Below are 22,215 nucleotides of genomic sequence, written 5' to 3' on the forward strand. Positions count from 1 at the left end.
CTAAGGAGTGGAGGTTAAATATGGATAAGAATAATTTAAATAATGTTGAACAAAATGGCTTTAATGCTGAACCATATGGTGAAATAAATTTTAAGAAAAATAGAAAAAGAAGAAGAATGAAAAATATGATGCTTATTATTGGTATAGTTGTGGTATCATCTTTATGTGGAGGATTAACAGCATCTTATATCATGGATAAGAAGTTAGAACAAAGTCCATATAATCCTACTAATGAATCTTTATTCCATCAAAAAAATGAGAAAAATCAAAGTCAAGCTGAACAATTGCCTAAAAACTCTATAACAAAAGTTTCAGAAAGCGTTGGACCAGCAGTTGTAGGCATTAGTAATAAAACAGAAGGTTATTTTGGAGTAGAAGATGAGGGGTCAGGATCAGGTATAATCTTTGATCCTAACGGATATATCGTAACTAATAATCACGTAATAGATGGAGCGCAAAAAATAACAGTAAAATTGTCTACTGGAAAAGTATTGGATGCTAATTTAGTTGGAAAAGATACTAGAACAGACTTAGCTGTCATAAAAGTAAATGCTAAAAATTTACCTGTGGCTAAATTTGGGGATTCATCAAAAGTTAAAGTTGGAGATGTAGCTATAGCTATTGGTAACCCATTAGGAGAAGAATTTGCAGGAACCGTTACGGCAGGTATAGTTAGTGCTATAAATAGAAAAATTCAATATGGAGGCGCTTTATATAAGTTAATACAAACTGATGCAGCTATAAATCCAGGAAATAGTGGCGGTGCTTTGTGTAATGATGCAGGGGAAATTATAGGGATTAACAGCTTAAAAGAAAAAGCAGAAGGAATAGGTTTTGCTATTTCTATAAATGAGGCTAAAGATATAATAAAATCCTTAATGAGCTATGGCAAAGTATCAAGACCTTATTTAGGTATAGGAGGTAAAACTATATCTTCTGAGGAAAATGGAATATCTGGAGTATATGTGACAGAGGTAGTTAAAGGATCAGGAGCAGCTGTATCAGGGATTAGGCCTACGGATATAATAGTAGAATTAGATGGTAAGAAAGTTACTAAATTTGAAGATATATCAGAGACATTGGATAAACATAAAGTAGGAGATGCCGTAAAAGTTAAAGTATTAAGAAATACAAAAAGTAAAGAATTTAATATCATATTATCCGAAATGAAAGAAGATAATAGATAAAATGCAATATATAAATAAATAATAAAGAGACTAAACAGGTCTCTTTATTATTTATTTATAGTATAATATTCTTTGATAATATTAATATTAGGAGTGAAGATATGTATTTAGTAGTTGGCTTAGGAAATATAGGAGAAGAGTATAAGAATACTAGACATAATATAGGTTTCGATGTAGTTGACATTATAGCTAAGAAGTATAATATTGAAATAAATAGGCAAAAATTTAAAGGAAGTTATGGAGAAGGAAGAATAGAAAATGAAAAGGTGCTTTTATTAAAGCCTAGTACATATATGAACTTAAGTGGTGAGAGCGTTATAGAAGCATCTAGTTTTTATAAAATAGATAAGGAAAACATAATAGTAATATATGATGATATGAGTATAGACATAGGAAAGTTAAGAATTAGAGGTAAAGGAAGTGCAGGCGGTCATAATGGTATAAAAAATATTATACAACATTTAAATTCAGATATTTTTCCAAGAGTTAGAGTAGGTATTGGACAGCCAGATGGAAATGTAGTAAACTATGTTTTGGGAAAATTTTCAAAAGATGAAAGGGAAATTATAGAAAAAATATTGGATGTGGCTGCTAGTGCTTGTATAAGTATAATAAAAGATGGAGTGACAGAGGCTATGAACAATTATAATGGTGTTAAAATAGAATTATAAAATAATAATTAATAATTAATAATTATAGGGTGGTTGTTAATATGAGACTAGAAGGTTTAGTATCACCTCTGAGTTCAAGTGAAGATTTTAAAAGTTTGTTGAAAAATATAAATTTAGATAAATTTCCTATAGGAGCATATGGATTAGCTGATTCTGGTAAAAATTACTTTGTTAGCAGCATATTTGAAAATGTTAAAGAATCTTTAGTAATTTTTACTCATAGTGATGTGGAAGCAAGGAAAATATATGAGGATTTGAGTTTGTATACAACAGAAGTATATTATTTACCTACTAAAGAAGTTGTATTTTATAATATCTATGCCATATCAGGAGATCTAAGATGGGAAAGACTTAAAGTTATAAATGAAATATTAAGTCCTAAAAAGAAAATAATAGTTACTTGTATAGAATCTTTAGGTGCTACATATATACCTAAAGAGTTATATTTTAAGTATACATTTAAAGTATCTGTTGGAGATATACTAGAAACTAAATCTCTAGAAGAAAAACTAGTTAAAAGTGGATATGAAAGAGTAGATATAGTAGAAAATAAAGGAGAGTTTTCTGTAAGAGGAGGTATTATAGATATATATCCTCCTATTTCATCAGAACCTTATAGATTAGAGCTTTTTGGAGATGAAGTGGATTCTATAAGAAATTTTAATGTAAACTCTCAAAGAAGTATTGAAAAGGTCCATAGTTTATATATATTTCCAGCTAAAGAAATTATACTTGAAGAAGAAAATGTAACACTAGGATTAAAAAATATAAAATCTGATTTAAATAAATTAGTGAGTAATCTAAGTAAAAAGGAAGATAAAGAAAAGATAGAAACCATAATAAATAGCAATTTAGAGCAATTAAATGAAAGTTGGTCTTTTGAGAATATAGATACTTTCTTACCTTACTTTTATAATAAAACAAACAGTTTATTAGATTATATAGAAGGTTCTTTAATAATTATAGATGATGCTAAGCGATGTCTAGGTAAGCTAGATAGTACTTATTTAGAGTTTAATGAAGATTATGATAGATTTTTAGAAAAAGGATACATTTTGCCTAGACAAGCGGAGATTATTCATGATAAAGAAAAGATAATAGAGCAATTAGAATATAGAAAAATAATTAATATAGAAAGTATTAAAAAGAGTTTAAGTAAATTTAAACCTAAATCTATTTTTACATTTAATCAAACAACACTACAAGGATATAATGGTAAAATTGAGTTTTTAATAGAGGATATAAAAGAAAAGAAAAAAGAAAACTATAAAATATTGATTTTATCAGGAACTAGAAGTAGGGGAGAACGATTAGTAAACTATCTTAGAGAGATGGGAGTAGAAAGTTCTTACAAAGATATAGTAAGAGAAATAAAACCAGGAGAAGTGATTATAACCTTTGGGAATCAAACTAATGGTTTTCAATATTATGATATAAAGTTAAGTATCATATCTGATAAAGATATATTTGGGCAATTTAAAAAGAAAACTAGAAAGAAACAGAATAAAAAAGGCACAGGAAAAATTAAAAGCTTTACTGAGCTTAAGCCAGGAGATTTCGTAGTTCATGCTAACCATGGTATAGGCGTATTTAAAGGTATAAAGCAACTAGAGCTACAGGGAAACAAAAAGGATTACTTAGAATTAACATATCATGCAGATGACAAACTTTATGTACCAGTAGAACAATTAGATATGGTACAAAGATATATAGGTAGCGAAGGCAAAAAACCTAAAGTAAATAAATTGGGAAGTTCAGAATGGACTAAGACTAAAAACAAGGTTAAAAAATCTATAGAAGAAATCGCAGAAGATTTAGTTAAATTGTACGCTATAAGGTCTACATTAAAGGGCTATAAATATTCTACAGATACAGTATGGCAAAGACAATTTGAAGAGGAATTTCCTTATGAGGAAACCCCAGATCAAGTATCAGCTATAGAGGAAATAAAAAAGAATATGGAATCACAAAGGCCAATGGATAGGCTTTTATGTGGTGATGTAGGCTATGGTAAAACTGAAGTTGCTATAAGAGCGGCTTTTAAGGCTGTTATGGATGGAAAGCAGGTAGCATTTTTAGTTCCTACCACTATATTAGCTCAACAGCACTATAATAACTTTAAACAAAGATTCTCGGATTTTCCTGTGACAGTAGATGTTATAAGTAGATTTAGAACTCTGTCTCAACAAAAAGCTACTATAAAATCCATTAAAGAAGGAAATGTGGATATATTAATAGGAACTCATAGAATTCTTCAAAAAGATATAAAGTTTAAAGATTTAGGATTACTCATAATAGACGAAGAACAAAGATTTGGAGTAAAACATAAAGAGAAGATGAAGAATCTAAAGAAGAATGTAGATGTTTTAACTCTAAGTGCTACTCCTATACCTAGGACTTTACATATGTCATTGGTAGGAGTTAGGGATATAAGTGTTATAGAAACACCTCCAGAGGAGAGGTATCCTGTTCAAACCTATGTAGTAGAGTACAATGATCAATTGATAAGAGATTCTATATTAAGGGAACTTAGTAGAGGTGGACAAATATATTTTGTATATAATAGGGTTGAAAGTATTCATGAAATGGCATCATATATATCAAAATTAGTTCCTGAAGGAAGGGTTCAAATAGCTCATGGACAAATGAAAGAAAAGGAGTTAGAGAATGTAGTATTAGATTTTACAGAGAATAAGTTTGATATATTAGTTGCTACAACAATAATAGAAACAGGTATGGATATAAAAAATGTTAATACTATGATTATATATGATGCAGATAAAATGGGGCTATCTCAGTTATATCAATTGAGAGGAAGAGTAGGTAGAACAAATAGAATGGCATATTGCTATTTGACTTATAAAAGAGATAAGATACTCACAGAAGTGGCAGAAAAGAGATTAAAAGCTATAAAAGATTTTACAGAATTAGGATCAGGTTTTAAGATAGCATTAAAGGATTTAGAAATAAGAGGAGCGGGAAATATGATGGGCTCTGCTCAGCATGGGCATATGGCCTCTATAGGATATGATCTTTATTGTAGAATGCTTGAGGATACTATAAAGTTAGTTAGAGGAGATATAGATAAAGAGCCAGTAGAAACTTCAGTAGAGTTAAAAATAGATGCATATATACCAAATGCTTATATAAAAGATGAGACACAAAAAATAGAAGTGTACAAGAAGATAGCATCTATAGATTCTAAAGAAGAGTTTATGGATATAAAAGAAGAATTAGAAGATAGATTTTCAGATATACCAATATCTGTTTATAATCTAATGAATATATCTTATATAAGAAGTTTAGGTAAAAAGCTGTATATAGAAGAGATAAAAGAAACTTCAAATGAGATCGTTTTTCAATTTGAGGATAAAAGTAGTTTAAAAGAAAAACTTGTAAAAGTCATAATGGATAAATATTCTAAACAAATAGCCTTTAAATTAAAAGAGAATCCTGCTATAGGTTATAGTTTAAAGAATATAAAGAAGGAACAAGTTCTTCCAGTTATAAAGGAATTCTTAGAATATATAGTGGAGAACAATGAATAAATGAAGATTTTGTAGTATTACTATTTATGTGGTAAAATTACTTTAATTATGTAAAATAAAATGTTAAGAGTGGAGGAATATATGTTGAAAAGTGCAAAAAAATTATTAAGTTTATTATTTTTGGGGATATTTGTTTTAACATTTGCAGCTTGTGATATGGTAGAAAAGACTCCAGAAGCAAAAGCAAAAGCTGCTATAGCAAAAGTAAATGGGGAAAAGATTGAAAGAAAAGATTTAGATGAAAATCCTAGATACAAACAAGTAATAAATCAAATGAAGATGCAGTATGGTGAGGAGTTTGCAAAAAATGAACAAGGTAAACAAGTGTTGGAACAGCAAAAAAAACAAATATTAGATGAACTTATAACAGAAAAAGTATTAGTTCAAAAAGGTAAAGAATTAAAAGTTGTTCCAAATGATGAGGCATTAAATAAAGAAACTGATAAAAAATTTAATGAAATAAAATCAGTATATAATAATGATGAAAAGAAATTTGAGGAAACTTTAAAAACTACAGGCTTTACTAAAGATAGTTTAAAAGAGTATTTAAAAAATCAAGTAGTAATAGAAAAAGTTATAAATGAAGCTACAAAAGATATAAAAATCACTGATAAAGATGGAAAAGAATATTATGAAAAAAATAAAACAAATTATACTGAAAAACCAAATACAATGAATATATCTCACATATTAGTTAAGACAGAGGCCGATGCTAAAAATGTTAAAAAGAAGCTAGATGCAAAAGAAGATTTTGCAAATGTAGCAAAGCAATTATCTCAAGATCCTGGTTCAAAGGATAAAGGTGGACTTTTAGGAGATATAAGCTATAATGATCCTCAACTTGATCCTACATTTATGAGTGCAGCTAAAGCACTTAAACAAGGAGAGGTTTCTAATCCTGTTCATACTCAATTTGGATATCATATTATAAAAATTAATAAAAAGGTAGAGTATCCAGTTAAGAAATTTGATGCTGTTAAAGAAGATATTAAAAAAGAATTAAAAATGAAAAAACAGCAAGAAACTTATACTAAAAAGATTGAGGAATGGAAGAAAGCTTCAAAAATAAAAACTTATGAAAAGAATTTATTATAATATATATAAAATCATGTGTATAAATTGCACATGGTTTTTTTATTTTACAATAAAATGGGAAAAATATCAGCTTATTTTACAGTAAAATGAAAAAATATAAAATGTAAATAACAATTATGCATAAAATTTCATAATTAGAAAGATAATATTACTACATAATTCTAATATATTTAAATTTTAGTTAGAGGAGGAATAAAATAATGAAGGCAACAGGAATTGTAAGACGAATAGACGATCTAGGCAGAGTTGTTATACCAAAAGAAATAAGAAGAACTTTGAGAATCAGAGAGGGAGATCCTCTTGAAATATTTACTGATAGGGAAGGTGGAGTAATATTAAAAAAATATTCACCAATAGGCGATCTAAGTGAGTTTTCAAAAGGATATACAGATTCAATTCAACAAACTATAGGAAATATAGTTATGATTTGTGACAAGGATAGTATAATATCAATTAGTGGATCACCTAAAAAGGAATACTTAGAGAAAAAAATAAGTTATGATTTAGAAAAAATAATAGAAGAAAGAAAAGCTGTTTATTTTGAAGATGATAGTAAAGTAGTTCCTATATATGATGATGAAGATGTAGAAGAAAAATATTCAGCACAGGTTATATCTCCTATAATAGCTGAAGGAGATACTGTTGGGGCTGTAATAATAGCATCAAAAGAAGGTGGAAAGAAATTCGATGAACTAGAAATGAAACTTGCAGAAACTGCTTCATCATTTTTAGGTAAACAAATGGAAGAGTAATTTAATATACTTAGTATGAACCTGTGCTTAGTCACAGGTTTTATTAATAAACTATAAAATTATAAAAATAAAAGTAATAATAGCTCAGTTTTTTAAATACTAATAGGATAGTAGTATTGCGGAGGTATTATTATGAAAAAACAATCTTTAATAAAAGGAACTTTTATATTAGGAATTGCAGGAATAATTGCTAAATTCCTAGGATTATTTTTTAGATGGCCATTACAAATGCTTATAGGAGACGAAGGTATTGGATATTATCAGATGTCTTATCCATTATATATGTTTTTTATAGCAGCTGCATCTGGAATACCTGTGGCAGTTTCTAAGTTAGTATCAGAAAGAAATGCGGTAAGAAATGAAGAGGGCATAATATCAGTTTTAAAAGAGGCTATGATATTTATGTTTATAATGGGAATAGGATTTACAGCCATACTTTTATTATTTTCAAAAAATATAATAAGATTTTTAAAATGGGATACAAGATCTTACTATTCTTTAATAGGTATATCTTTAGCGCCTTTTTTTATATCTATAATGAGTGTATTTAGAGGGTTTTTTCAAGGTATGCAAAATATGAATTATACAGCTATATCACAACTCATAGAACAATTAGGAAGAGTAATATTTGGAGTTGGACTTGCTTATATACTATTGCCAAAGGGAATAGAATATTCTGCAGGAGGAGCAGCTATAGGAGCGGCTATGGGAGGCCTTTTAGGAGGGATATATCTTTTTTTAAAATATTTGAGGGTAAAGAAAGAATTTAAAGTAAAAAAGGTAAAAAGAAATTTTAAAATAATGAACACTATACTTTATATGGCCATTCCTATATCTATAGGCTCTGCAGTAGGAACTATTATGAGTTTAATAGATTCAGCATTAGTCCCACAAAAATTATTAGAAGCAGGATTTACATACAAGCAGTCAACCATACTGTATGGGCAACTAACAGGCAAAGCATTTACATTAGTTAATGTACCATTAACATTGTCTGTATCTTTATGCGCAGCTTTGGTGCCCATAATAGCAGAAGATTATATACTGGACAGAAAAATGGAAGTTTTAAAAAAGGTAGAGTTAGCTATTAAAATTTCTATGGTTATAGCTATTCCTTCTTGTTTAGGACTCAATTTTATGGCTAAACCTATATTAAATTTAATATTCCCAGGGCAGGAATCTGGATATGAAATATTAAAATATTTATCTATAAGCATACCATTTATAGTTTTAAGTCAAACTAGCACAGCTATACTACAGGGAATAGGAAGATATGTAAGACCTATAATTAACTTATCAATAGGATGTGCATTTAAAATAGCAATTACATTGATTTTGGTTCCTATGAACAATATAAACATATATGGGGCGGTTATAGGAACTATAATTGGATATATAGTACCAGCATTGTTAAATATGAGAGCTTTAAAGAAGAGTCTAAATATAAGTATCAATTATTATGAAATTATGATAAAACCTCTTATAGCATCTACAATAATGATAATAGCAGTTGTATTTATTTATTTCTATGCCTATAATTATACCATAAGTAGTAAAATAGCTTGTTTGATAGCTGTATTTTTAGGAATGATAATTTATTTTATTGTAATAGGATTAATTGGCATATTAGATTATACGTATATAAAAAGAAAAATCATAAAAAGGTAAGGGTGAAATATTACATGATAAACATTATAGGACTAGGCCCAGGGTCAAAAGAATCAATTACTTTAGGAACTATAGAAACATTAAAGATTGTTGATAAAGTTTTTTTTAGGACAGAAAAACATCCTACAGTAGAGTATATAAATAAGCTAGGAATTAATTATGAAACTTTCGACGGAGAATATGAAATAGCAGAAAATTTTGATGATGTATATAACGCTATAGCAAAATCAATAGTAGAAGCTAGCAAAAACTATTCTGATATAATATATGCAGTACCAGGACATCCGTTAGTTGCAGAAAAATCTGTAAATATACTTATAAATCTTTGTAAAAAAAACAGTATAGAATATAAAATATTGCCAGCAGTAAGTTTTGTGGACGCTTTAATGGAAAGTTTACTTTTAGATCCAGTAGAAGGTTTAAAAATAATAGATGCATTTGATATAAAAAATCAAGTTATGGATAAGAGAATAGGAACTATAATTACACAAGTATATGATAAATTTATAGCTTCAGAAGTTAAATTAAATCTTATGGAGTATTATAAAGATGATACAGAGATATTTTTCGTAAGAGCAGCTGGAATAGAAGGACTTGAACAAATAAGAAAGATACCTTTGTATGAATTAGATAGGCAACAGGATATAGACCATTTAACATCAGTATATATACCTAAGATTTCAAACAACAACTATGATTTTGTAGATTTATTAGATATAATGGATAAGTTAAGAGGAGAAGAAGGATGCCCCTGGGATAGAGAACAAACCCATATTTCATTAAAAAAATATTTAATAGAAGAGAGTTATGAAGTTATAGAAGCTATTAATAATAAAGATGTAGATATGTTAATAGAAGAATTAGGTGATGTACTTTTACAAGTGGTTTTCCATTCCCAAATAGGCAAGGAAGATGGATTTTTTGAAATAAAAGATGTAATACAATCTATATGTGATAAAATGATAAATAGACATCCTCATGTTTTTAGTGATTTAGAGATAAATGATGCAAATGAAGTTTTGGAAAATTGGGATAAAATAAAAAGTAAGGAACAGGGAAATGAAACTTACACAGATAGTATAAGGCACATTGCAAAAACTTTACCAGCTTTAATGAGAGCAGATAAAGTTCAAAAAAAAGCAGCAAAAGTTGGATTCGATTGGGATAAAATAGAAGATGCAATGAAAAAAATAATAGAGGAATATAAAGAGATAGAGGATGTATATAAAAGCAAGAATAAGGCAAAAATATTAGAAGAAATAGGTGATTTATTATTTTCAGTGGTAAATGTAGCAAGATTTCTTGACATTGACCCCGAAAATGCATTAAATTATAGTATAGATAAGTTTATAAATCGCTTTCAATACATAGAAGATACAGCAAGTTCTAAAGATATAAAATTAGAAAATATGTCTTTAGAAGAAATGGATAATTTATGGAAAGAAGCGAAAAATAAATAAATTCACTTATTTAAAGAAGGATTTTTATAATAAGTGAAGAATATGCTAGTATGCGAGAAATGTATAAACTTTAAGTAGGAAGCTACTTACTTAATTTTAAGGAGGTAACAAAAGTGAATAAATCAGAATTAATCACAAGCATGGCAGAAAAATCAAAATTAACTAAAAAGGACGTAGAAACAGCGTTAAAAGCATTTATAGAAAGTGTTGAGGACGCATTAGAGAGTGGAGAAAAAGTTCAATTAGTTGGCTTTGGTACTTTTGAAACTAGAGAAAGAGCTGAAAGAGTAGGTAGAAACCCAAGAACTAAAGAAGAAATAACTATACCTGCATCAATAGCACCTGTATTTAAAGCAGGAAAAGAACTAAAAGAAAAAGTAAACAAAAAATAAAATAAATAATAATTATAAAAAACCTAGGTTTTAATCTGGGTTTTTTGTTTATTTATATAAAATTAAGGGGGAAAAGATTTGCGCTTAGATAAATTCCTTAAAGTTTCAAGAATAATAAAAAGAAGAACTGTGGCTAAAGAAGCTTGTGAAAATGAAAGAGTTCTTGTTAATTCTAAGATAGCCAAACCTGGTACTGAAATTAAGGAAGGAGATATCTTAGAAATACAATATGCTAATAAAACTATGACCTATGAGATAATATCTGTTTTGGAGCATGTAAAAAAAGAAGATGCTGAAAATATGTATAAAATTATATAATTTTTTAAATAAAGGGTTCTAAAAATGGAATTTTTAGAACCTTTTATTTTGTAGTAATATACAATAATGAATGAGCATATATTATTTATAAGTAGAGGGGGATATATATGGAAAAGAAAGAAATTAAAAATGATGATAGAATAAGTAATTTAAATTTAGAGAGTAGAAAAAAATTAGTATTAAGTGGAGTTAATGAAGTTATAAGTTTTAACGAAGAAGAAATTACTTTAAAAACAACTTTAGGGGATTTAGATATAAAAGGATCAAATTTAAAAATGAATAAATTAGATGTACAAAATGGAGATGTAATAATAATAGGTAGTATAAACTCCTGTGTTTATCTTAATAATGAATCTAAGGCTAATAGGAGTAGTATATTTTCAAAACTATTTAAGTAGGAGATTTGTATAGTATGGTTATATCTATAAGTAAACAATTTGGATTATTAATTTTTAGTTTTTTATCTGGATTAATAACAGGTGTTTTTTTTGATATGTATAAAAGTATAAGAATGGATAAAAACTTAAGCCCTATTATAAAGATTGTTGAAGATATATTATTTTGGTGTTTAGCTGCTATAGTAATATTCATATTTTTGTTATATAATAATTGTGCATTTATAGGGCTATATGTATACCTATGGATTGCTATAGGATTATACATATATATTTTTTTTATAAGTAAATATTTAAATCCTATATTTACTTTAGTAGTTGTAAATATAAATAAATTTTTCAGGATAACATTTAATATAATAGTTTATCCATTAAAATTATTGATATATAAAATAAAATCTAATAAAATACATTAAATTTTAATATAATTTGCAAAAATAACTTGAAGAAAATTTTAAATATAATAAAATATAACTATGAGGTTTATATTTTATAAAGGGAAGTTATGCTATGAAAAAATTTAATGTAAAAAAGTTAATATTTTTCTTATCTATAGTTTACATTTTAATCATTTTTGTAAATCAGCAAACAACTATGCATAAAATTAGAGACCAAATAAATGACAAAAAAATAGAATTAAAAGAAGTAAAAGAAAAAAATCAGAGATTACAGGATGAAGTCAAGTTATCTAAATCAAAAGATTACATAGAAAAATTAGCTAGAGAAAGATTGAGGCTCATAAAGAAAGGAGAGACTCCTGTAATAAACGACACAAAATAATAAAATAGTTTCAAATTTAAATTATATATACATTATTTATTAAGGAGGAGTCTTATTAATATGACTTTGAATGCAGGTAGTATACTTGAAGGTACAGTAGTTAACATTACAAATTTTGGTGCTTTTGTTGAAATTGAAGGGAAAACAGGTTTAGTACACATATCTGAAGTATCAGATAGTTATGTGAAAGACATTAGAGAATATCTGAAGGAACAAGATAAAGTAAAAGTTAAAGTCATTTCCATAGATGATAAAGGAAAAATAAGCTTATCTATTAAGCAAGCTATGCAACAACAAAAAAAATCTTGCAAACCAGCAGATATTGATTGGTCAAGAGAAAAGTCTAAAAAGAATGAAGTAAACTTTGAAGATAGATTATCTAAATTCTTAAAAGACAGCGAAGAGAGATTCCAAGATTTGAAAAAACATCAAGATTCAAGAGGTAGAGGAAGTAAAAAAAGCTATTAGAAGTTGTTAGAATAAAAGGCCCTAAGGGCCTTTTTATTTATTTTTTATCAAAATATATAAAAAGATAAAATAAAGTGTTGACATAGTATAGTTTGTGAGATATAATTATTTATGTTCTCAGGAATGAGGGCAAAACACATAATGTGCTGGAGTGGCGGAACTGGCAGACGCACAGGACTTAAAATCCTGCGGGCCTAAAAGCCCGTACCGGTTCGATTCCGGTCTTCAGCACCAATGTCGCGGGGTGGAGCAGTTGGTAGCTCGTCGGGCTCATAACCCGAAGGTCACAGGTTCAAGTCCTGTCTCCGCAACCATTATGGCGGGATAGCTCAGCTGGCTAGAGCATTCGGTTCATACCCGAAGTGTCGTAGGTTCAAGTCCTATTTCCGCTACCATTTTCTTTAAAATCATATAACACATAATGTGCTGGAGTGGCGGAACTGGCAGACGCACAGGACTTAAAATCCTGCGGGCCTAAAAGCCCGTACCGGTTCGATTCCGGTCTTCAGCACCAATATCGCGGGGTGGAGCAGTTGGTAGCTCGTCGGGCTCATAACCCGAAGGTCGTAGGTTCAAGTCCTGTCCCCGCAACCAATTATTTTTTGAGGAGATAAGTTGGTTGATATGTTCTAGGTTTGTATCTTAAGTAGTATAGTACTAAGGTATATTTTATTAAAATATAATATATAATGTAGTGATGAAACCAGCGTAGATGTAGGATTAAAGATTTTACATTTATTGAGTCCTGGATTTCAGCATCAATGTCGCGGGGTGGAGCAGTTGGCAGCTCGTCGGGCTCATAACCCGAAGGTCGTAGGTTCAAGTCCTGCCCCCGCAACCAATTGTTTTTTGGCGGAATAGCTCAGCTGGCTAGAGCATTCGGTTCATACCCGAAGTGTCGTAGGTTCAAGTCCTATTTCCGCTACCACATAAAAAGAGAGATTCTTTAGATAGAATCTCTCTTTTTTTATAATATATTATATTTCCTATAAAAAATACACTAAACCTATTAATAAGTGCATATTAATACTATAAGCATAAAAATATGAAGTTTTTCTATATATATTTTTCATAACATATTAAATTATTTTGTTTACTGTATTATTTCTCCTATAAATGTCTAAAAAAAATAATTATAAAAAATATTAGAAAGAAATGTCCTAAAAAAAAATAGTTAGAGTTTCAGTTTGTGACAATTATTTCCAGATAGCCTTGATATAATTGAGAAGTAACTTAATGGAGGTGATTAATTACATGCAATATGGTGCAGAACTTTTACCATACCAAAGACTAAAAAAGATAGAAAAACAAAAAGATAAAAGATCTATTAATTTTAGTTCGCTTTTAAATATGTTTATTTTTTTTATGAGTTCATTTTTAGTAAGTAGAGTAATTTTTATTAATAACATGGCTCCTTTTGGAGTAGCTTTCTTATTATCTATATCTAGACATAAGGAATATAATAAATATTTATTTGTAGCAACCGTAGGATCTGCCATAGGATACATATCTCTAATTAATAATATAGGGTATATATCTGTAAATATATTAGAGATAATAACAATAACAATGCTATCCTATGTATTCAAAAATGTAGAAGATAAAAAAAACACTATGATTATATATATGATTATATATTTGGAGATATTCTTATATAAATTTTTTATTACTAAAATTTCAGTGACTATGGCTATGCTGGGGGCTACTTTTGAAATAGGTTGTATTTTCCCAATACATTATATTATTAATTATTCAATCCTATGTTTTAAAAATATAAATACCAGTCATTTGTATTCCAATGAAGAAATAATAAGTATGGCTATTACATTATCTCTTGTAGTATCAGGAACATGGGGAGTTAATATAGCAGGAATAAATATAACCAATTTAATATCTATTACTATGATTTTGATTATAGGATATATAAAGGGAAGTACTAGTGCATCAGCTATTGGAGTAGCTATGGGAACTATAGTTGGGCTAGGTTCAAATAATATGCTTATTTATATTTCCATATATGGATTGTGTGGTCTTATAGCTGGAGTTTTTAAAGAAACAGGAAAAATAATGACAGGTATATCCTATTTATTCAGTTTTTTGATATTAAAATTTTATTCTAATATTAACTATGATTTTAAGATAATAGAAGTGTTAATAGCTTTATCTGTGTTTTATATAATACCTAATAAATTATATATGAAAATGGAATATGAACTAGACTATCAAAAGAAACAAGAAAATTTGCAAGAAAATTATATGGACAAGATCAAGGGTATACTTACTGAGAAATTGGGTAATTTTTCTGATGTGTTATATAATATGGGAAATGTATTAGAAAAATTAGTGGACAATGAAAAATTAGCTATGAAAAATAAAAGTGGTGCTTTAATAGAAAACTTAGCAGATAGAGTTTGCAGTAATTGCAATATGAATCATATATGTTGGAAAAGGGAAAGATACTATACTTATAATGCATTAGGAGAATTAATACAAAATTATCAAGAAAACAGAAAAGAACTTCCTTATGAAATTGAAAGAAAGTGTGTAAAAAGAACCCAGCTTATAAACAATACAGAAGACATAGTAAATAATTATATAATAAATGAAATGTGGAAAAAGAGACTTAGTGAATGTAGAGAAGTATTAGCAAATCAGATAAATACAATGGCCTATTCTGTTGAAGAAATCACTAAAGAATTTGGACAAAGTATTAAATTTAGTAATTTAACAGAAAAAGACGTTAGAAGAATGTTAAATAAGAATAATATAAGATATAAAGATGTGTTTTGTTACAACAATGAAAATGGAAGACTTATAATAAATCTAAAAGTAGATGCTTGTACAGGAAAACAAAAATGTGTAAAAGAAATATTGCCTTTAATAAATAGAGTTACAGGAAAATTAATGTGTGTAGCCAATGAAAGCTGTAATTTAGATGAAAAAGAAAATAACTGTAATATAATATTTGAGGAAACGCCTAAATACCATGTCGCATCATATGTTAATAAGTTAGCTAAAGATGGAGAACAATGTAATGGAGATAGCTATTCTTTCGGAAAGTTAAAAAGCGGTAGTTACATGACTATAATAAGTGATGGTATGGGATCAGGTCCTCAAGCAGTTCAAGAAAGTAGTGCAGTAGTTGAGCTTATTGAAAGGTTTGCACAATCAGGATTTAGTAAACTTATAGCTATAAATACAATAAACTCTATAATGAGTATAAAATTTTCCCAAGATGAAAAATTTTCCACTGTAGATTTGTCAAATATAGATTTATATGAGGGAAAGATAGATTTCATGAAAGTAGGGGCTGTGGCTAGTTTCATAAAACGAGGGACAGAAGTATACACTATTAAATCTAAAACATTACCAATAGGAGTTTTAGATAAAGTAGATATTGATATTGACACAAAGGATTTAAAAAATGGAGATATAATAGTCATGGTAAGTGATGGAGTTTTAGATTATGAAAGTAGTTCTGCAGGTAAAGTAGAATGGGTAGTAGAATTTTTAAAAAACACACAATTAAATAATCCTAAAGAGATATCTGAAGCATTAATAGAAAATGCTAAAAAATTAAGCAAAGGCAAGGTAAAAGATGATATGACTGCAATAGTGCAAAAAGTTTATAGTTTATATTAAAATATAGAAAGAGAATATGAAGTTAAGTAGTAAATACTTAATTTGTTTAAATATTCTCTTTTTTTTTGCGTAAAACCATATTAAAAGTATAATGATTAAAGTATTTTTATGGTATAATGTTTTAATATAAAGGTATAAGGTGTGTTTTTTTATGAAAGATATTATTCTAAATACTATAAAGAAATATAATATGATTGAAGTTAATGACAAAATAATAGTAGGAGTATCTGGGGGACCAGATTCTATATGTCTTTTACATATACTATGTTTGTTAAAAGATGAATTAAAAATAAAAGATATATATGTAGCTCATATAAATCATGGCGTTAGAGGAATAGAATCAGATGCTGATGAAAAATATGTAGAGAATTTTTGCTATACAAATAATATAAGATTTTTTTCTAAGACAATAGATATGAATAAAATAGCTAAAGAAAAAGGAATATCTAGCGAAAGTGCAGGAAGAGAAGCAAGATATGATTTTTTTAATTATCTAAAAAAAGAATTGGGTGCTCAAAAAATAGCCACAGCTCATAATGCAAATGATCAAGCAGAAACTGTACTTATGAGATTAATGAGAGGTACAGGACTACAAGGGTTGGTAGGGATAAATCCCATAAGAGATGGTATATATATAAGACCATTAATAAATGTATTAAGAAGAGATATAGAGGATTACTGTAAAAAAAACAAGCTTAATCCTAGGATAGATAAAACAAACTTACAAAGTATATATACAAGAAATAAAATAAGATTAGAATTGATACCTTATATAAAAGATAATTTCAATGAAGATATAGTAAGTACTTTATGCAGGTTTTCTAATATAGTTTGTAAAGATAATAGCTATTTAGAAGATATAGCAAAAGATAAATTTAAAATATATTGCACTAAAAAAGAACAGAAGATAATAATAGATAAGAGAATATTTTTAGAGCATGAAAGTATTTCTACCAGAATATTAAGAGAGGCTGTTTTTTATATAAATAGTAACTTATATAATATTGAAATGAAACATATATATGATATTTTACAATTGAGTTCAAATACAACAGGTAAATTTGTAAATTTACCTAACAATATAAAAGCTGAAAATATTTATGGAGATGTACATTTATATAAAGAAAAGGAATATAAAAATCAAACAAATAATATTCAGTATAGGCTCATAATAGGTGATAATAAAGTAGAAGATTTAAATATTAATTTAAAGATATGTTCTGTAAAAGATTATAATGGCAATAATAATAAATATGTACAGTGCTTTGACTATGATAAAATAAGTACTGATGAAATTTATTTAAGAAATAGAAAAAATGGAGATAAATTTACTCCCTTAGGAATGAAAGGGAGTAAGAAACTAAAGGATTTCTTTATAGACATAAAAATACCAAGAGAAGAAAGAGATAGAGCAAAACTTATATGTTTCGGAAAAGAAATAGCGTGGATTATAGGTTGTAGAATAAGCAATAATTTTAAAGTAGATGAAAATACAAAAAATATATTAGAAATAATTGTTGAAAGAGGGTAAATACATGGATTTGATAAGTAACGATATACAAAAAGTACTTATATCTGAAGAACAAATACAAAGCAAAATAAGTGAGTTAGGAAAACAAATTAGTGAAGATTACTGTAATAAGGATCTAATGTTAGTGGGTATATTAAAAGGATCAGTTCCTTTTATGGCAGATTTACTAAAAAGAATAACTATACCGTGTACTATGGATTTTATGGCAGTATCTAGTTATGGCAATTCTACTACATCCTCAGGAGTAGTTAGAATATTAAAAGATTTAGACTTTGAAATAGAAGGAAAAGATGTTCTTATAGTAGAAGATATAATAGATTCTGGTATAACATTAAAATATTTATTAGAAAATTTACGTGCTAGAAAGCCTGCTAGTATCAATATAGCTTGCTTACTTAATAAACAAGAAAGAAGAAAGGTAGAAATTGATGTTCATTATTTAGGATATGATGTCCCAGACTATTTTCTTGTAGGATATGGTTTAGATTTTGCAGAAAAGTATAGAAACCTACCTTACGTTGGAATACTAAAAGAGGAAATTTATAAATAATTAATATTCAATTTATTGTAAACAAATTTTTGTTATGATACAATTTTACAGTATAAAACTAGAAAGTGAGGGTGGCCAAATATGAAAAAATTTTCAAGCGCAACGGCCTGGGTTGTTGTTCTTATACTAGTTATATTTTCAGCTTTAATGCTTGCTAGAAGTGGAACTAATTCTACAGCTATTAATTTTAGTGAATTCCAAAAAAGTTGGATACAAAACGATGTTAAAAGTTTCCAAGTTAAAGATGACAAAATGACAGTAATAGGAACATTAAAAGATGGTACACAATATGAAACAGTAGTTCCTTCAGAAAGATTGTTTCAGTTTATAAATGAGCATCCTAAAAATGGAGAAGTAAAAGAAGTTTATGTTAAACCAACATCAGTACCTATATGGGTACAATATTTACCTATGATACTAATAGTTTTAATGCTTTTAGGATTTTGGTTTATGTTTATGCAGCAAGCACAAGGTGGCGGCGGAAACAGAAATGTTATGAATTTTGGAAAAAGTAAAGCCAAGATGGCCACACCGGATAAGAAAAAAGTAACTTTTGATGATGTTGCAGGAGCTGAAGAAGAAAAAGAAGAGCTAGCAGAAATAGTAGACTTTCTTAAATCCCCTAAAAGATATATAGATATGGGAGCTAGGATACCTAAAGGAGTGTTATTAGTAGGACCTCCAGGAACAGGTAAAACTCTTTTAGCTAAAGCTATTGCGGGAGAAGCAGGAGTACCCTTTTTTAGTATATCCGGTTCTGATTTTGTTGAAATGTTTGTAGGTGTTGGTGCATCTAGAGTTAGAGATTTATTTGAGCAAGCTAAGAAAAACTCACCTTGTATAATTTTTATAGATGAAATCGACGCAGTAGGAAGACAAAGAGGCGCAGGTTTAGGTGGAGGGCATGATGAAAGAGAACAGACATTAAATCAATTACTAGTTGAAATGGATGGATTCGGTGAAAACGAAGGAATAATAATGATCGCTGCCACAAATAGACCAGATATATTAGACCCAGCGTTATTAAGACCAGGAAGATTCGATAGACAAATAGTTGTTGGAGCACCAGATGTAAAAGGAAGAGAAGCTATATTACAAGTTCACTCAAAAAATAAGCATTTGGCAGATGAGATAAAATTAGATGTTCTTGCTAAAAGAACACCAGGATTTACAGGAGCAGATTTAGAAAATCTAATGAATGAATCTGCACTTTTAGCAGTAAGAAAGAAAAAAACTTTAATAGATATGGAAGATTTGGAAGAGGCAGTTACAAGAGTAATAGCTGGGCCAGAAAAGAAGAGCAGAGTAATTGATGAAGAAGATAGAAAATTAACTGCTTATCATGAAGCAGGTCATGCTGTTGTTATGAAACTTCTTCCACATGCAGATCCAGTCCACCAAATAAGTATAGTCCCAAGAGGCATGGCAGGTGGGTACACTATGCATTTGCCAGAAAAAGATAGTTCTTATATGTCTAAATCCAAATTAGAAGATGAAATTGTAGGTTTATTAGGCGGAAGAGTAGCAGAAAAATTAATCATAGGAGATATTAGTACAGGAGCTAAAAATGATATAGATAGAGCCACAACAATAGCTAGAAAAATGGTTATGGATTATGGTATGAGCAGTACTTTAGGGCCAATAGCTTTTGGATCAGGACATGATGAAGTTTTCTTAGGAAGAGACCTTGGAAAAGGAAGAAACTTCAGTGAAGATGTAGCACATAAAATAGACCAAGAAATTAAAAAATTAATAGATACTGGTTATAATCAAGCAGAAAAACTTTTAAGTGAAAATATATCTAAATTACATGCTGTAGCTCAAGAATTGTTACAAAAAGAAAAATTAGAGGCAGATGAATTTGAAGAAATATTTAAAAATAGTTAGAATAAAAGAGTAGATGTTTTATCATCTGCTCTTTTTTACGTATTAAAATAAATATAAGATGATATAATTAATAATAAAAATAATTTATATGAAATGGGTGATGTAGTTAGATTCAAAATCTTATAAAGAACGCACAAATATTTATTCAACCAAAAAAATTAATAGTATACGTAACATAATCAAGGGGGAATGTATAAATGTTTAAATCAGATATAGATATAGCACAAGAATCTAAAATGGAAAACATAAAGAAAATAGCTCAAAAGATAGGATTAAAAGAAGATGATATAGATATATATGGTAAATATAAATGTAAAATCTCATTAGATGTTCTACAAAGTAATAAGGATAAGAAAGATGGTAAGTTAATTTTAGTTACAGCTATAAATCCCACACCTGCAGGAGAAGGAAAATCTACAGTTACAGTTGGTTTAGGGCAGGCTTTATGGAAGAAAAATAAAAAAGCAGTTATAGCATTAAGAGAACCTTCATTAGGTCCTGTATTTGGTATAAAAGGAGGCGCCGCTGGAGGTGGATATTCTCAGGTTGTGCCAATGGAAGATATAAACCTACATTTTACTGGAGATATGCATGCCATAACTTCAGCAAATAATTTATTAGCAGCAACTATAGATAATCATATTCATCAAGGTAATATTTTAAAAATTGATCAAAGAAGAATTTTATTTAAGAGAGTTATGGATATGAACGATAGAGCTTTAAGAAATGTAGTTGTAGGTTTAGGTGGAAAAGTAAATGGATTTCCAAGAGAAGATGGATTTATGATAACTGTAGCTTCAGAGATTATGGCTATATTGTGTTTGGCAGAGGATCTTATAGATCTTAAGAATAAAATGGGAGAAATACTAGTTGCATATAGCACAGAAGGCAATCCCATATATTGTAAAGATTTAGAGGTTCAAGGAGCTATGGCATTATTAATGAAAGATGCTATAAAACCAAATTTAGTTCAAACTTTAGAAAATACTCCAGCTATTATACATGGAGGACCATTTGCTAATATAGCTCATGGTTGTAATAGTATATTAGCAACTAAAATGGCATTAAAATTAGGAGATTATGTAATGACAGAAGCAGGATTTGGAGCAGATTTAGGAGCAGAAAAATTCTTTGATATTAAATGTAGAAAAGCTAACTTAAATCCAAGTTGTGTAGTTATAGTAGCAACAGTAAGGGCATTAAAATATAATGGTGGGGTTACTAAAGAAAATTTAAAAGAACCAAATGTAGATGCTTTATCTAAAGGAATAGAAAATTTAGGAAAACACATAGAAAATGTTAATAAATTTGGTGTACCTGCAGTAGTTGCTATAAATAAATTTGTATCAGACACAGAAGAAGAAATAGAATTAGTAAAAAAATATTGTGAAAAATTGGGTGCAGAAGTTTCTATAGCAGAAGTATGGGAAAAAGGTGGAGATGGTGGATTAGAATTAGCTGATAAAGTATTAAATACTATAGAAAATGAAAAATCTAAATTTAATCCTATATATGAAGAAAATAGTAGTATAAAAGAAAAAATAAATACAATTGCCAAAGAAATTTATGGAGCAGCAGGGGTGAATTACTCTAAGGACGCAGAAAAACAAATATTAGAAATAGAGAAATTGGGACTAGATAAAAAGCCAATATGTATGGCAAAAACTCAATACTCACTATCTGATGATGCTAAATTATTAGGGAGGCCATCTGGATTTAGAATAAATGTTAAAGAAGTTAGAGTATCCAATGGGGCTGGATTTATAGTGGTGTTAACAGGAAATGTTATGACCATGCCAGGCTTGCCTAAGAGGCCAGCAGCTAATAATATGGATGTATTATCACATGGTAATATAGTTGGATTATTCTAA

The 22,215-nt window shown here is 28.5% G+C and carries 17 protein-coding genes, 7 tRNA genes and 1 pseudogene; all 25 read left to right on the forward strand.

The features are described from left to right. Positions 1-20 precede the first annotated feature (20 nt). A complete protein-coding gene (locus tag NGI68_RS06330; protein WP_251860655.1) occupies positions 21-1,187 on the forward strand; it encodes a S1C family serine protease in 1,167 nt (388 codons plus the stop codon). Positions 1,188-1,288: 101 nt separating this feature from the next. Further along, positions 1,289-1,858, forward strand: coding sequence for an aminoacyl-tRNA hydrolase (gene pth / locus NGI68_RS06335; RefSeq protein WP_251860656.1), 570 nt, complete (start codon positions 1,289-1,291; stop codon positions 1,856-1,858). A 41-nt stretch (positions 1,859-1,899) separates the two neighbouring features. Next, positions 1,900-5,406 (forward strand): transcription-repair coupling factor, encoded by a 3,507-nt coding sequence (mfd, locus tag NGI68_RS06340; RefSeq protein WP_251860657.1) that lies wholly within the window; start codon positions 1,900-1,902, stop codon positions 5,404-5,406. 84 nt (positions 5,407-5,490) lie between these two features. Continuing rightward, positions 5,491-6,501 carry a peptidylprolyl isomerase gene (locus tag NGI68_RS06345; RefSeq protein ID WP_251860831.1) on the forward strand — a complete coding sequence of 337 codons (1,011 nt, stop codon included), beginning with the start codon at positions 5,491-5,493 and terminating at the stop codon, positions 6,499-6,501. Positions 6,502-6,701: 200 nt separating this feature from the next. After that, on the forward strand, positions 6,702-7,253 hold the full coding sequence (gene spoVT, locus NGI68_RS06350; protein WP_251860658.1) for a stage V sporulation protein T: 552 nt from the start codon (positions 6,702-6,704) through the stop codon (positions 7,251-7,253). A gap of 132 nt (positions 7,254-7,385) precedes the next feature. Further along, entirely contained in the window at positions 7,386-8,921 is a 1,536-nt protein-coding gene (locus NGI68_RS06355) for a putative polysaccharide biosynthesis protein (RefSeq protein ID WP_251860659.1), read from the forward strand. A 14-nt stretch (positions 8,922-8,935) separates the two neighbouring features. Then, a complete protein-coding gene (gene yabN / locus NGI68_RS06360) occupies positions 8,936-10,381 on the forward strand; it encodes a bifunctional methyltransferase/pyrophosphohydrolase YabN (RefSeq protein ID WP_251860660.1) in 1,446 nt (481 codons plus the stop codon). Between the two features lie 107 nt (positions 10,382-10,488). Further along, a pseudogene (gene hbs, locus NGI68_RS06365) lies at positions 10,489-10,773 on the forward strand (non-specific DNA-binding protein Hbs); the annotation flags it as partial. 78 nt (positions 10,774-10,851) lie between these two features. Further along, complete coding sequence (locus NGI68_RS06370; RefSeq protein WP_251860662.1) at positions 10,852-11,091, forward strand: RNA-binding S4 domain-containing protein; 240 nt, start codon at positions 10,852-10,854, stop codon at positions 11,089-11,091. 107 nt (positions 11,092-11,198) lie between these two features. Then, the gene (gene yabP / locus NGI68_RS06375) at positions 11,199-11,489 is read left to right on the forward strand and encodes a sporulation protein YabP (protein ID WP_251860663.1); all 291 of its coding nucleotides are present in this window, start codon (positions 11,199-11,201) and stop codon (positions 11,487-11,489) included. 14 nt (positions 11,490-11,503) lie between these two features. Next, positions 11,504-11,902 carry a spore cortex biosynthesis protein YabQ gene (yabQ, locus tag NGI68_RS06380; RefSeq protein ID WP_251860664.1) on the forward strand — a complete coding sequence of 133 codons (399 nt, stop codon included), beginning with the start codon at positions 11,504-11,506 and terminating at the stop codon, positions 11,900-11,902. A gap of 94 nt (positions 11,903-11,996) precedes the next feature. Continuing rightward, complete coding sequence (locus tag NGI68_RS06385; protein WP_251860665.1) at positions 11,997-12,266, forward strand: FtsB family cell division protein; 270 nt, start codon at positions 11,997-11,999, stop codon at positions 12,264-12,266. Between the two features lie 60 nt (positions 12,267-12,326). Further along, entirely contained in the window at positions 12,327-12,734 is a 408-nt protein-coding gene (locus tag NGI68_RS06390; protein ID WP_251860666.1) for a S1 domain-containing RNA-binding protein, read from the forward strand. Positions 12,735-12,879: 145 nt separating this feature from the next. Then, positions 12,880-12,968: transfer RNA gene (locus NGI68_RS06395), tRNA-Leu, on the forward strand. Positions 12,969-12,972: 4 nt separating this feature from the next. Then, positions 12,973-13,048 (forward strand) — tRNA-Met (locus tag NGI68_RS06400). A gap of 4 nt (positions 13,049-13,052) precedes the next feature. Next, positions 13,053-13,129 (forward strand) — tRNA-Met (locus NGI68_RS06405). A gap of 30 nt (positions 13,130-13,159) precedes the next feature. Then, positions 13,160-13,248, forward strand: a tRNA-Leu gene (locus NGI68_RS06410). Between the two features lie 4 nt (positions 13,249-13,252). Then, positions 13,253-13,328: transfer RNA gene (locus tag NGI68_RS06415), tRNA-Met, on the forward strand. 171 nt (positions 13,329-13,499) lie between these two features. Beyond that, positions 13,500-13,575: transfer RNA gene (locus tag NGI68_RS06420), tRNA-Met, on the forward strand. Positions 13,576-13,585: 10 nt separating this feature from the next. Further along, positions 13,586-13,662: transfer RNA gene (locus tag NGI68_RS06425), tRNA-Met, on the forward strand. Positions 13,663-13,988: 326 nt separating this feature from the next. Beyond that, on the forward strand, positions 13,989-16,376 hold the full coding sequence (gene spoIIE / locus NGI68_RS06430; RefSeq protein ID WP_251860667.1) for a stage II sporulation protein E: 2,388 nt from the start codon (positions 13,989-13,991) through the stop codon (positions 16,374-16,376). Positions 16,377-16,527: 151 nt separating this feature from the next. Then, the gene (gene tilS / locus NGI68_RS06435) at positions 16,528-17,907 is read left to right on the forward strand and encodes a tRNA lysidine(34) synthetase TilS (protein WP_251860668.1); all 1,380 of its coding nucleotides are present in this window, start codon (positions 16,528-16,530) and stop codon (positions 17,905-17,907) included. A 4-nt stretch (positions 17,908-17,911) separates the two neighbouring features. Next, positions 17,912-18,457: a hypoxanthine phosphoribosyltransferase gene (hpt, locus tag NGI68_RS06440; RefSeq protein ID WP_251860669.1), complete on the forward strand. Its 546-nt coding sequence runs from the start codon at positions 17,912-17,914 to the stop codon at positions 18,455-18,457. Positions 18,458-18,538: 81 nt separating this feature from the next. After that, on the forward strand, positions 18,539-20,344 hold the full coding sequence (gene ftsH / locus NGI68_RS06445; RefSeq protein ID WP_251860670.1) for an ATP-dependent zinc metalloprotease FtsH: 1,806 nt from the start codon (positions 18,539-18,541) through the stop codon (positions 20,342-20,344). A 197-nt stretch (positions 20,345-20,541) separates the two neighbouring features. Continuing rightward, positions 20,542-22,215 (forward strand): formate--tetrahydrofolate ligase, encoded by a 1,674-nt coding sequence (locus NGI68_RS06450; RefSeq protein ID WP_251860671.1) that lies wholly within the window; start codon positions 20,542-20,544, stop codon positions 22,213-22,215.

The organism is Clostridium sp. Marseille-Q2269 (assembly GCF_943736985.1).
GTDB lineage: Bacteria > Bacillota > Clostridia > Clostridiales > Clostridiaceae > Clostridium_F.